This window comes from Heyndrickxia sp. FSL K6-6286 (assembly GCF_038630395.1).
In the GTDB taxonomy this organism is placed as follows: Bacteria; Bacillota; Bacilli; order Bacillales; family Bacillaceae_C; genus Heyndrickxia; species Heyndrickxia oleronia.
The window spans coordinates 1,713,588-1,727,148 of record NZ_CP152029.1 but is presented as its reverse complement, the minus strand read 5'-3'; the positions used below and the strand labels follow the sequence as shown (position 1 = coordinate 1,727,148).

The window sequence follows — 13,561 nt, the reverse complement described above, 5'->3', positions numbered from 1 at the left end:
TCAAACATCAATTCCTCTGAACTTTCATAAGCTATCTATTAAATAGTACTAGAAATATTGTCACCTTTTTTCTAAAAAAATTCAAGCATGTTTTTATTAAGCTTCACATTTAAAATTCAAAGCAAAACCGACTGCAGTCTGGCAGTCGGTTTCTTGGTTAAAGCTTTAATTCTCCCATGCGAAGAAGTTCCACTACAGCTTGAGAACGCCCCTTGACTCCAAGCTTTTGCATGGCATTGGAAATATGATTTCGAACTGTTTTCTCGCTTATAAACAATTCGCTTGCAATTTCTTTTGTTGTCTTATCTTGAACTAACAGCTCGAACACTTCTCTTTCTCTTTTTGTAAGCAGCGGTTTGTGTGTGAATTCGTTGTCCTTCAACTATTGTAACCCTCCTTGCCTTCGCCAGCTTTAAACCGCGGGGATGGGTAATTTGATTGTCAGATTATCATATGTGAAAGAAATAATTAGAGTGACATTGTATTAGCAAGGAATAAAAGAAAAAGAGAAAAATGTGCTGTTTATTTATTTTTTTGTAGCTTACGACTGAAATTAATACTGATAATTTTTAATGACTAGTAGCTAATTTTAATTTTTCCTCTTCAGTCCAAGGTATTCCTTTCCCTGTCTCTGTTGAAATTTGAACCATTGCACCTCTTCCGACAAAACAAATTTCATTTTGTTCATTTACTGCCATATAATGAATATCTACCGAAGAGGTTCCAACTTTATTAGCCTTAACAAAAATATTAAGCGTCTCACCGAAAAATACCTGCTTTATGTAATCACATTGTAGATCCGCTACAACGGGAATTGCATGAGTTGTCTCCTTTATCCAATCTTGCATAAATGCTTTTTGTTTTAAAAATTCAATTCTCGCCTCCTCAAAATAAGTAAATGGGACTGTGTTATTTAAGTGACCAAACATATCTGTTTCTGAAAAACGAACAGTTATAGGATGATAAAAAGAAAAGCCTTTTCTCCATTCATCAAAGTTTTCTATATAGGATATATTTTTCATCATTTATTTCTCCTCCCCTATAAATGAATGAGCATTCATTCTATTCTATTATAGCGAGAAAATAATTCTGTGGAAAGTGTTTTCACTGAATTATCAGGTAAATCAAACTTCTGAAATTTATAGTTTACTCTTTTTATTTCCATAAAGAAGCTAGAAGTGGAATAAAACGGGGTTAGATAGAGGGATGTTATATAAGTAAAAAGCCGCCCACACATGTGGACGGCCGTCTAAATTAATCTACCATATGATCGCTTCCGAAGAAGTTTTTAAACATTTGGAATGTAGCTGCACGATTTAATGAAGCGATGGAAGTAGTCAAAGGAATACCTTTTGGACATGATTGCACACAGTTTTGAGAGTTACCACAGTTTGCAAGTCCTCCATCTCCCATGATTGCTTCTAAACGCTCATCTTTATTCATTGCACCTGTAGGGTGGCTATTAAATAAACGAACTTGTGATAGTGGAGCCGGTCCAATAAAATTGGATTTGCTATTTACATTCGGACATGCTTCTAAGCAAACACCACAAGTCATACATTTAGATAATTCATATGCCCATTGACGTTTTTTCTCTGGCATACGTGGCCCTTCACCTAGATCATAAGTACCATCAATTGGAATCCATGCCTTTACCTTTTTCAAGGAATCAAACATACGACTGCGATCTACTTGCAGGTCACGAATAACTGGGAATGTACGCATTGGTTCTAAACGAATCGGTTGTTCCAGCTTATCAATTAAAGCAGAACAGGACTGTCTAGGCTTACCATTTATAACCATTGAACATGCGCCACAAACTTCTTCCAAACAGTTCATATCCCAAGTAATAGGCGTTGTTTTTTCACCTTTTGCATTTACTGGATTCCGACGAATTTCCATTAATGATGAAATTACGTTCATATTTGGACGATACGGTAATTCAAATTCTTCTTGATACGGAGCAGAATTTGGATTATCTTGACGAGTAATAATAAAGCGTACCGTTTTTTGTTCACTCATCCTTATTTCTCCTCTTTCGTTTTAGTATAGTCGCGTTCATAAAGTTAATAACGTAAAACACTAATAGTTATTAATGTTTCTTAGTGTAGTCGCGTTCACGAGGCTTAATAAGGGATACATCTACATCCTCGTAGCTAAATTTCGGAGTATTCGTAGAAGCATCGAAATCAGCCATAGTCGTTTTTAACCATTCTTCGTCATTACGTTTTGCGAATTCCGGTTTGTAATGAGCACCACGACTTTCATTACGATTTAATGCACCAATCGTAATGACACGAGCAAGATGAAGCATATTTTTTAACTGACGTGTAAATGTCGCACCTTGGTTACTCCATTTTGCTGTATCATTTACGTTGATGTTATTATAACGCTCCATCAATTCAAGTATTTTATCATCAGTTTTTTGAAGACGGTCATTGTAACGTACAACCGTTACATTATCAGTCATCCATTCCCCAAGTTCTTTGTGAAGAAGATATGCATTTTCATTACCATCTAATGATAAAATATCATTCCATTTTTCTTCTTCTTTTTTAATAGCCTGATCGAAAATCGAAGAAGATAAGCTATCCGTGCTCTTTTCTAATCCATTAATATAGTTTACTGCTTCAGGACCAGCAACCATACCACCATAAATAGCAGATAGTAAGGAGTTTGCTCCTAAACGGTTACCACCATGCTGAGAATAATCACATTCACCAGCAGCAAATAAACCTTGGATCTTTGTATGTTGTTTATAGTCAACCCATAATCCACCCATTGAATAATGGACAGCAGGGAAGATTTTCATAGGTACTTTATGTGGGTCTTCACCAACAAATTTTTCATATATTTCAATGATACCACCAAGTTTTACATCAAGCTCATGTGGATCCTTATGGGATAAATCTAGATATACCATGTTTTCCCCATTAATTCCAAGTTTCATATCTACACACACATTAAAAATTTCACGAGTGGCGATATCTCGAGGTACTAGGTTTCCATATGCAGGATATTTTTCTTCAAGGAAATACCATGGTTTCCCATCTTTATATGTCCAAACTCGTCCACCTTCCCCACGTGCTGATTCACTCATGAGACGTAATTTGTCATCACCAGGAATCGCAGTTGGATGGATCTGAATAAACTCACCATTTGCATAAGTCGCACCTTGTTGGTAAACAATAGATGCAGCTGAACCAGTATTTATAATGGAGTTTGTGGATTTTCCGAAAATGATACCAGGGCCACCTGATGCAATAATAACTGCGTCTGCCTCAAAAGCTTGAATTTCCATTGATGTCAAGTTTTGAGCAACAATTCCACGACAAACTCCTTCATCATCTTGAACAATCCCTAAAAATTCCCAGCCTTCAAATTTATTTACTAGACCTGCTACTTCATGGCGGCGAACTTGTTCATCAAGCGCGTACAATAACTGTTGACCAGTCGTTGCTCCTGCGAAAGCTGTACGGTGATGTTGAGTTCCACCAAAACGACGGAAGTCTAATAAACCTTCTGGTGTACGGTTAAACATTACACCCATACGATCGAATAAATGAATAATTCCTGGCGCTGCTTCACACATCGCTTTAACCGGAGGCTGATTAGCCAAAAAATCTCCGCCGTAAACGGTATCATCAAAGTGAATCCATGGTGAATCTCCTTCACCCTTTGTATTCACTGCACCGTTAATTCCACCTTGTGCACAAACAGAGTGAGAACGTTTGACTGGCACTAATGAAAATAAATCTACTTGTTTTCCTGCCTCTGCAATTTTTACTGTTGACATCAAGCCAGCTAATCCACCGCCGACTACGATGATTTTTCCTCTACTCACTGGAAGACTCACTCCTTCTCATAACATAATTCCTAAAAGAATGTTACTTATTGCTGTTTTACTCTTATACGAAAGCGAATATTGCACGAATTCCAATTATTGATAATACGACAAATACTACTAATACAACATAACTAGCAATTTGTTGTGAACGTGGAGATTGTGTAATTCCCCAGCTAACACAGAAAGACCATAAACCATTAGAGAAGTGGAAAGTAGTTGCAATTAATCCAACTATGTAGAACCCTATCATCCATGGGTTTGAAAATACATCTTCCATTAAGTTGAAATTAAGTTCTGCATTCCCTAAAGCTGCTTGAATTCGAGTTTCATATACGTGCCATGCAAGAAAGATTAACACGATTACTCCTGAAATTCGTTGGAACAGAAACATCCAATTTCGAAAATAACCCAATTTACTCGTATTGTTTTTTGCTGTAAACGCAATGTATAATCCATAAATTGCATGGAACAGCAAAGGTAAATAAATAACAATAATTTCAAGGAAAATAAGGAATGGTAGACTTTCCATGAAGCCTACAGCATTGTTGAATGATTCTTCTCCGCCTGTTGCAAAATGGTTCACAACTAGGTGGACAATTAAGAATATTCCAATTGGCACAACTCCTAGTAATGAATGCAATCTGCGATTTAAAAACTCACGATTTCCGGCCACATTATACCCCCCTTATTAATAAAAGCGTGTGTGCATAGCAAAGTAATTCAAAAAAATTTTTTTTTGAATATCCTACGCAAAAATATAGCATTTATGTGACATATCCATTTTACTCCCGCTCTTAGTGACCGTCAAGGAAACGTATACATTATTTCGACATAAATACGAATACTTTTTTGCTGTATTAATCATATAAATCATTGATAAAGTAAATTATTGCTAGCAGCACTAATCATTTTGAATTATTTAAATAATTTTTCATTGCATTCCTTTCCAAAATTTTTATTAAACTGAAATGAAATTTTGTATATAATAATAAACATAGAGAAAGAGGGGAATAACTTGAAATCTTCTGCAGAATTAGAAATGAACACAGAAAATTTGGATCTTAGCGTTCCTGCCTTTGGATACGAATTGATTCGTGATATATTGATACCAGATATACTTGGTAAAGAAACACCCGAAATATTATATTGGTCTGGGAAGCATCTCGCAAGAAAATTTCCTCTTGTATCAATGGATGAGATAATATCCTTTTTTGAAGAAGCAGGCTGGGGATCTCTTCATTTGATAAAAGAAGATAAAAAGGGAATGGAGCTTGAACTCACAAGTTCCATTATAAGCCGACAATTTGATTTAAAAACTGAAAGTTGCTTTAAATTAGAAGCAGGTTTTATCGCTGAACAAATTCAAACACAGCGCAAGCTAAGAACTGAGGCATATGAGGAAATCATTAAACGTCATAGAAAAATCAAATTAATTGTTCGTTGGGATGTCAAGGATACGGATATTTAAAATAATGAAGGGTGACCGTCAAGGTCACCCTTCATTATTTTATTTCATTGCAACTAAATCAAGACCAAAAGCAGTATGTAATGATTCTACTGCCTTAATCATCTGTTGTTCTTCAATAACTGTAGATACTTTTATTTCAGAAGTACTTACCATTTTAATCATTATATTTTGTTCAGCTAATGTGGAAAACATCTTTGCTGCTACACCGGGATTTGAGATCATCCCAGAACCAATGATCGATACTTTTGCAAGACCAGCTTCATATTCAAAATGATCAAAACCCAATGTTTCTTGATAATCTTCTAAAATTTTACTTGTATCATGTAGATCATCATTTTTTATCGAAAATGAAAGATAAGCATCCTCTCCGTCTGTTTGATTTTGTATAATGATGTCCACGTTTATATTATTATTTGCTAATGTAGTAAAAACGGATGAAAGATTTTGAAAACTATTTTTCAAACCAAAAATAGTAATTCTTGTAATATCTCCCTCAAATGCGACCCCACGGACTACTAAACTTTTTTCCACTGTAACTTCCTCCTCAATAACTGTACCGGCTACTCTTTCTAAACTTGAACATACTTCTAATGGAATTTGATAATTTTTAGCAAATTCAACAGCCCGCGAATGCAAGACTCCTGCACCTAAATTACTAAGCTCTAGCATTTCATCATAGGAAATGGCTTCAAGCTTTCTTGCTTGTGGTATAAATCTTGGATCAGAAGTATATACACCGGTTACATCCGTATATATTACACACTTTTCTGCTTCTAATGCGGCAGCCAGAGCGACTGCAGTTGTATCTGAACCACCTCTACCCAAAGTTGTAATTTCTCCATCCGTTGATACGCCTTGAAAGCCTGCAACAATCACAATATTCCCTTCTGCCAATTGGTTAATAATCCTTTTTTGATCAATATCAATAATACGAGCGTTACTATGTACAGATTCGGTTAATATACCTGCCTGCCAACCTGTAAATGAAATCGCTGAATGACCTTTTTCTGCTAATGCCATAGAGAGAAGTGATATTGTCACCTGCTCTCCAGTCGATAATAGCATATCCATTTCCCTTTTATTTGGATAGCTTGATAGTTCCTTTGCTAGAGTAACAAGTTGATCGGTTGTTTTACCCATTGCTGAAACAACAACGACCACTTGATTTCCCATCTTTTTTTCATCTAAAATTCGATTTGCAGTGTTTTTGATACGCTCAACATTTCCAACCGAGGTTCCACCAAATTTTAGTACTACAACTCCCAATGAATCCGCCCTCTTTCCCATGATATAAAATCCTATCCCTACAAAAAAAAGCAATGAGAACGATATCTCATTGCTTGTGATGACGTAATAAATAAACATTACGAAAAAACACTTTGCGAGATAGCTCTCCAAGGTGATATACCTTGACAGTTCAGTATTTCTTAAACCCTGAACCAGCGAAAACAAAGAATGAGTCTGTTTTCACTTCGGCGAAACTCCCTTTCAAAGCTTTTCAACGAATCTCATCATTCTCCAAGCCTTTACTCTTTAGTTTCGCACCTCTACCACTAAATTAGTAATAAAAGTATTAAATTTTTTATCATTATAGCATAGTGCTCTATAGTTGACTACCTTAATTGTCTAATTTTTCTTTTAGTATGACTGCAACATTTTTTGGAATACCGAGCTTTATAAAGTCATCCACTGATGCCTCTTTCATATTCTTCATCGAACCAAAATGGCGAAGAAGTTGCTTTTTTCGTTTTGGACCAATACCTGTTATCTCATCTAAAATCGATTGAAAAGCATTCTTCCCTCTTAATTGACGATGGAATGAAATAGCGAAACGATGGACTTCGTCTTGAATTCTTTGTAGTAAGTAAAACTCTTGGCTATTTCTTGGTAGAGGTACCATCTCTAAAGGATTTCCAGCCAATAATTGTGATGTTTTATGTTTTTCATCTTTTGCAAGTCCAGCAAGCGGTATTGATAATCCTAATTCGTTTTCAAGTATATCCCGTGCGGCTTCAATTTGTCCCTTTCCACCATCAATAATAATTAAATCCGGTAAAGGTAATTCTTCTCTTAATGCCCTACTATATCTTCTTCTAATTACTTCTCTCATTGATTCGTAATCATCGGGTCCTTGTACAGTTTTAATTTTATACTTCCGATATTCTTTTTTCGCGGATTTTCCATCAATAAATACAACCATCGCTGATACAGGATTTGTTCCTTGGATATTTGAATTATCGAAAGCTTCAATACGATGTGGCGTATAAATTCCCATCGCTTCACCAAGATTTTCAACTGCTTTAATGGTCCGTTCTTCATCCCTTTCAATAAGTGCAAACTTTTCGTTTAAGGCAATAGAAGCATTTTTTTCAGCCATTTTGATTAAGTCTTTCTTTTGACCTTTTTTTGGCTGCAATACTTTGGTCTCCAGTAATTGTTCACAAATCTCAATATCTACATTCTCTGGAAGCAATATCTCTTTTGGTTTAAAGTGATTAGGCTTTAAATAGAATTGTCCTAAAAAGGTTAAAAACTCTTCTTCAGGCTCATTGTATATTGGGAACATAGAAACATCACGTTCGATAAGTTTGCCTTGTCGAATAAAAAAGACTTGAACACACATCCAGCCCTTATCAACTGAAAAACCAAAAACATCTCTGTCAGTAAAATCAGTCATCGTTATTTTTTGCTTTTCCATTGTTGTTTCTATATTTAGAATCTGGTCTCGATACTCTTTTGCTCTTTCAAATTCTAAATTTTCAGCTGCCTCTTCCATTTTTCTTGAGAGTTCAAGCTTAATTTCCTTGTAGCCACCATTTAAAAATTTAGTTATATCATCAACGATGTTTTTATAGGTATCCTCTTTCACCTCATTAATACAGGGAGCTAAACACTGTCCAAGGTGATAGTATAAGCATACTCTATCTGGAAGTGTGGAACATTTTCTAAGAGGATAGATTCGATCCAGGAGTTTTTTTGTTTCATTAGCTGCCTGTACATTTGGATACGGTCCGAAATATTTTCCCTTATCACGTTTTACTTTTCTAGTTGTAATTAATTTAGGATGTCTTTCATGGGTAAGCTTAATATATGGATAACTCTTGTCATCCTTTAACATGACATTATATTTGGGATCGTGTTTTTTTATAAGATTTATTTCTAGAATAAGAGCTTCTATATTGGAGGATGTGATAATGTATTCAAAATCTTCAATTTCACTTACTAACCTTTGTGTTTTCCCGTCATGAGAACCTGTAAAATAAGAGCGAACTCGGTTCTTTAATATCTTCGCCTTCCCAACATAAATGATGGTTCCTTGACGATCTTTCATTAAGTAGCAACCAGGCTGGTCAGGAAGAAGAGCTAACTTATTTTTGATAACATCATTCATATTCTTCTACCTTTCATAAAAGTCGAAAATGCGTTTCCTCTAAAAAATCCGAGTCAATATGACCCGGATTCTTATATTATAAATGTTTATTTACTAATTCAACTAATGCTTCTTTAGGTTGATAGCCAATAACTTTATCAATTTCTTGACCATCTTTCATTAAGATTAATGTTGGGATGCTCATTACACCGTACTTACTAGCTGTTTCTTGGTTTTCATCAACATCTAATTTTACGATTTTAACTTTATCTCCCATTTCAGCATCTAATTCTTCAAGTACTGGTGCAATCATCTTACATGGCCCACACCAAGTTGCCCAGAAATCTGTTAATACTAATCCTTCAGAAGTCTCTGAAGAGAAATTTTGATCAGTAACATGAGTAATTGCCATTTGTTTAATGACCTCCTATATATAACTGTAATTCTAACGCAAGTATAACATCCTTCATATTGAGATGCTAATAATTTGTTTCTACATTAAAATTCCCACTTATTTTTTTAGTTATTCTAATGAACAAATCATTTAAAATTTAATATTTTTTAAACGCAATGAATTTAAAACAACTGAAACAGAGCTAAATGCCATAGCTGCACTTGCAAACCAAGGTGGAAGCACACCTGTAATAGCAAGAGGAATACTAATTACATTGTAAATAAATGCCCAGATAAAATTTTGCTTAATATTTCTCATTGTTTTTTTACTGATGATCATAGCATCAGCAATTTTATTTAAATCATTATTTAATATCGTAATGTCACCAGATTCAATGGCTATATCTGAGCCATTTCCCATCGCCATTCCTACATTAGCACTAGTTAATGCAGGAGCATCATTTATTCCATCTCCTACCATTATTACTTTTTTTCCTTCATTTTGTAGTTTTTTTATCCAGCTTGCTTTCATTTCTGGTGTCACTTCTGCCTCAACATGCTTAATACCAACCATTTCACCAATCATTTTAACCGAGTTTTTATTATCTCCTGAAAGGATCATGATTTTCAAACCCATTTGCTTTAGTCTTTGCACTGCCCTTTTTGAAGAATTCTTTACCTCATCTGCGACAGCTATTATTCCAACAAGTTGATCATCGATTGAAATAAGCATAACAGTCTTCCCTTGTCCTTCTAACTTATTTATTTTTTCTTCTACTCCAATAAGTGTATAGTTTGTCTGTGTTTTAAAATAGGAAGGGTTAGCAATAATAATCTTCTTACTTTCGACAATTCCTTTGACCCCATGTCCGGGCAGCGTAGTCACATTTATCGCTTTAGGTAATTTATCAGTCCTTTTTTCTGCCTCACTTACAATTGCCCTTGCAATTGGATGATTCGTATTCATTTCAAGGGCACCGACTGATTGTAGAAAACATTTCTCCTCAATATTTTGTATAAATATATCTGTTACTACAGGGTTCCCTTTTGTAATCGTCCCTGTCTTATCAAGAACAATCATATTGTTTTTGGATAAAAGTTCAATTAGTTTCCCTTCTTTAAAAAGAATACCAATTTGAGCTGCCTTCCCACTTCCCACCATAATTGATGTTGGAGTAGCTAAGCCTAAAGCACATGGACAAGAAATAATTAAAACAGCGATTGTTTTTTCTAGGGCTTCATTAACTTGTCCTGGATTTAAATAGCCATACCAAAGTATGAAGGTTGCCACAGCAATTAGCACTACAATTGGAACAAATATTGCAGTGAATTTATCTGCAATATGCTGGATAGGTGGTTTAGAAATTTGGGCTTCCTCTACGATTTCAATTATTTTTGAAAGAAAAGAATCATTTTCCTTTTTAGTCGCTTTAATTTTTAATAATCCGTTTTCATTCATCGTTCCTGAATAGACTGTATTTCCTATATTTTTTTCTACCGGGAGGCTTTCACCGGTCAGCATCGATTCATTGACGGTTGAAATCCCTTCAATTACTTGTCCATCGATTGGTATCCTTTCACCAGGTTTCACAATTACTATATCCCCGGGAATAATTTGATGGATAAAAGTCTTTGATTCTTTTCCATTCATATATTTAATAGCTGATTTTACTTGTAATTGATTTAATTTTTTAATGGCATCCATCGTTTTTCGTTTCGATTTAGCTTCCATTAGTTTTCCTAATAAAACAAATGTAATAATTAATACACTTGTTTCATAATGCAGCCCAGTTGTTCTTGATGATGAAAAAGTCAAATAATGGCTGTAGAAATAAGCAGCTGACGTACTTAGTACCACAAGTACATCCATGTTTGCACTTCTATTTTTTATTGCGCTCCAAGCACCTTCGTAAAAGGGCAACGCGATGAAAAACTGAACAGGGGTCGCTAATGCCAATTGAAACCATGGATTTAAAAACAACTCTGGGACAGGTATAAACGAAATGTTTAAATGTGAAAACATTGTCCAAATGAATGGTAATGCCAAAATTGCTGAAATAAAAAACTTCCAAGCAAGTCCTCTCATTTCTCTTCGCTTCGACTCTATTAAATTCTGAGCATTTTTAGAAATGACTGCTTCGTACCCAATCTTTTTAATTCTGTTGAAAATCAATAGTTTACTCGTAAGATTCGGATCATATATGATTCGTCCTTTTTCAGTGGCTAAGTTTACATTAACCTTTAATACTCCATCCATTTTTGAAATAACCTTTTCAATTCGAGCAGAGCAGGCACTGCAATGCATTCCTTTAATATCTATCTGCATTGTTTCATTCATCATTTTCACCAGCTTTAAAAACATAGTTACTATAGTTTATTGTTACAAAAATTGGACTAGAACTTATGTTTAAAAAAGAAATCAAGTGAACATTTAGGATCATTGTTTTTTGAACTATGTTTTTTGGACCTATGAGCAAATACCATTCCCATCTTATGCATAAGAAACATTAATAGCCCGGCTAATTGCTGATCGAGTTGAGGAGGAATAATCGGTGTAAACAGAGTCGAATCAACACCGGTTGGCAAACATAAATTTAACATGTCATTCAATAATGGATTAGCGGAATTAGAGGGTAGAATAATCAATATTAGACAGGATGGGGTGATCAACCAAATATTTACTTTTTTATAGCTAATTGAAAAGCATACATTTTTATTTATTCTTGCTGAAATGGAAGGAATCCATAGAAAAATAGATAATAAAAGCATTATGAATAAAAATATTTCATGGTAGCCTTTTACTTCAGTAAGCATACTTAAAAATGCAGGTGTATGATAGAGATAAAGAAAAAGCGCAAATAGGATAATATTTAAATAAGGATCTATTTGTAGCTTCATCATCTTTCGATTAAGGAAAAGACTTTTAGGAATTCCAAGTAACAGTAGAGGCGGGATTAGGAAAAATAGAAGACTAATATGCAACATATGCGTGATAAAAGATAAATGACTAAGAGTGTATAAAGGGCTCCCTACTAACAAATAAAATAAAACTATACCACAAAAAAAGAAAACATATTGTTTCTTCCTCAATCTAATTTTTCTCATAGTAAGTATATAAATACTTAATAAAAATAAGCTAATTAATCCTAAGGGTATATTCCATTCAAGTGATTGCCGAATAATCCAGAAGTAGGACAAAGGACCACCCCTAACATATCTTTTCTCTATTTTATTAAATGGGCTATGTCCATTATGTAGTAAATAAATAAAAGCTGTAATCACATAATTTATTGCTTTTGTAAAAGCTGCCGCCTGATATTAAGCATCTATTATAGGATACAGAGGGCTTTCTAAGGCTTGTAGCTTTTTTTTCAGTAAATTAGGGGTGACTTGTCTTCAACTTTTCCTAAATAGCAAACATATATGATAGAAAAAAACATAAAAAAACGGAGAAAGATGAACTTTTCTCCGTAAACATTCAGATTATGAGGCAGATACTTTCAATTTTTTAAATTCTTCCGTTAACATTGGAACAACTTCAAATAAATCACCGACAATTCCATAGTCTGCTACTTTAAAGATATTTGCTTCTGGATCCTTATTAATAGCAACAATAACTTTTGAGTTAGACATACCTGCTAAATGCTGAATCGCTCCCGAAATTCCACAGGCAATATAAAGATCCGGTGTAACTACCTTCCCTGTTTGACCAATTTGCAAGGAATAGTCACAGTAATCCGCATCACAAGCCCCCCGAGAAGCACCGACTGCACCACCTAATACTTCCGCTAATTCTTTTAAAGGTTCAAATCCGTCAGCACTTTTCACTCCACGTCCACCAGCAATAACAACTTTTGCCTCAGACAAATCCACTCCTTCACTTGCTTTACGTACCACTTCTTTTATGATTGTACGAAGATCTTTGATTTCAACAGAGATTGAACTAATATCACCTGTTTTCGCATCTTCTTTTTCCAATGGATTTATATTATTAGGACGGATTGTGGCAAATAGTATCCCATCTGTAACAATTTTCTTTTCAAATGCTTTTCCGGAATAAATTGGTCGAGTAAAAACTAAATTACCGCCTGATACGTCAACATGAGTTACATCTGAAATCAAACCTGTTTCGAGTTTACTTGCGATTTTAGGTGATAAATCTTTTCCTAGTGCGGTATGCCCCATTATGATTCCTTCCGGATTTTCTGCCTCTACGACTGCCATAAAGGCTTGTGAGTAACCATCAGATGAATATTGGGCTAATTTCTCATCCTCAACAATTACCACGCGATCTGCCCCATATTGTATAAGCTCTTGTCCTAAAGCGTTTACATTATTGCCTATTAACACTCCAACTAGCTCTCCACCCTCAGCAACCGTCTTCCCTGCAGCAATTGCTTCAAATGAAACATTACGTAATGAACCGTCACGAACTTCCCCTAATACTAACACTTTTCTTGCCATTTCAATTCCCTCCTGTATG

The 13,561-nt window shown here is 34.9% G+C and carries 12 protein-coding genes and 1 riboswitch; of the genes, 1 reads left to right on the top strand and 11 read right to left on the bottom strand.

Features of this window, described 5'->3' with window-relative positions; genetic code table 11:
* Positions 1–157: 157 nt before the first annotated feature.
* The 5 genes from MHI39_RS08685 to MHI39_RS08665 all read right to left on the bottom strand — a co-directional run bounded on the left by MHI39_RS08685 (position 158) and on the right by MHI39_RS08665 (position 4,520).
* On the bottom strand, positions 158–382 hold the full coding sequence (locus tag MHI39_RS08685) for a response regulator transcription factor (protein ID WP_055739090.1): 225 nt from the start codon (positions 380–382) through the stop codon (positions 158–160).
* 187 nt (positions 383–569) lie between these two features.
* Positions 570–1,022: a thioesterase family protein gene (locus MHI39_RS08680; RefSeq protein ID WP_212943587.1), complete on the bottom strand. Its 453-nt coding sequence runs from the start codon at positions 1,020–1,022 to the stop codon at positions 570–572.
* Between the two features lie 232 nt (positions 1,023–1,254).
* Entirely contained in the window at positions 1,255–2,022 is a 768-nt protein-coding gene (sdhB, locus tag MHI39_RS08675) for a succinate dehydrogenase iron-sulfur subunit (RefSeq protein WP_259544719.1), read from the bottom strand.
* A gap of 70 nt (positions 2,023–2,092) precedes the next feature.
* Positions 2,093–3,844: a succinate dehydrogenase flavoprotein subunit gene (gene sdhA, locus MHI39_RS08670; RefSeq protein ID WP_058006597.1), complete on the bottom strand. Its 1,752-nt coding sequence runs from the start codon at positions 3,842–3,844 to the stop codon at positions 2,093–2,095.
* Positions 3,845–3,908: 64 nt separating this feature from the next.
* Positions 3,909–4,520 carry a succinate dehydrogenase cytochrome b558 subunit gene (locus MHI39_RS08665; RefSeq protein WP_058006598.1) on the bottom strand — a complete coding sequence of 204 codons (612 nt, stop codon included), beginning with the start codon at positions 4,518–4,520 and terminating at the stop codon, positions 3,909–3,911.
* 342 nt (positions 4,521–4,862) lie between these two features.
* Between MHI39_RS08665 and MHI39_RS08660 the strand changes: the two genes are divergently transcribed.
* Positions 4,863–5,315, top strand: coding sequence for a YslB family protein (locus tag MHI39_RS08660; protein ID WP_310795780.1), 453 nt, complete (start codon positions 4,863–4,865; stop codon positions 5,313–5,315).
* A gap of 39 nt (positions 5,316–5,354) precedes the next feature.
* Here the strand turns inward: MHI39_RS08660 and MHI39_RS08655 are convergent, their stop codons facing one another.
* From MHI39_RS08655 to MHI39_RS08630, 6 genes are all read right to left on the bottom strand, one after another.
* Entirely contained in the window at positions 5,355–6,581 is a 1,227-nt protein-coding gene (locus tag MHI39_RS08655; protein WP_058006620.1) for an aspartate kinase, read from the bottom strand.
* A gap of 113 nt (positions 6,582–6,694) precedes the next feature.
* Positions 6,695–6,873, bottom strand: a riboswitch (Lysine riboswitch).
* 60 nt (positions 6,874–6,933) lie between these two features.
* Positions 6,934–8,706, bottom strand: coding sequence for an excinuclease ABC subunit UvrC (gene uvrC / locus MHI39_RS08650; RefSeq protein ID WP_058006599.1), 1,773 nt, complete (start codon positions 8,704–8,706; stop codon positions 6,934–6,936).
* 76 nt (positions 8,707–8,782) lie between these two features.
* Positions 8,783–9,097 (bottom strand): thioredoxin, encoded by a 315-nt coding sequence (gene trxA / locus MHI39_RS08645; RefSeq protein WP_058006600.1) that lies wholly within the window; start codon positions 9,095–9,097, stop codon positions 8,783–8,785.
* A gap of 132 nt (positions 9,098–9,229) precedes the next feature.
* Positions 9,230–11,416: a heavy metal translocating P-type ATPase gene (locus MHI39_RS08640; RefSeq protein ID WP_342541105.1), complete on the bottom strand. Its 2,187-nt coding sequence runs from the start codon at positions 11,414–11,416 to the stop codon at positions 9,230–9,232.
* 56 nt (positions 11,417–11,472) lie between these two features.
* Complete coding sequence (locus MHI39_RS08635; RefSeq protein WP_216384999.1) at positions 11,473–12,183, bottom strand: cytochrome c oxidase assembly protein; 711 nt, start codon at positions 12,181–12,183, stop codon at positions 11,473–11,475.
* Positions 12,184–12,561: 378 nt separating this feature from the next.
* Entirely contained in the window at positions 12,562–13,542 is a 981-nt protein-coding gene (locus tag MHI39_RS08630; protein ID WP_058006603.1) for an electron transfer flavoprotein subunit alpha/FixB family protein, read from the bottom strand.
* Positions 13,543–13,561 lie beyond the last annotated feature (19 nt).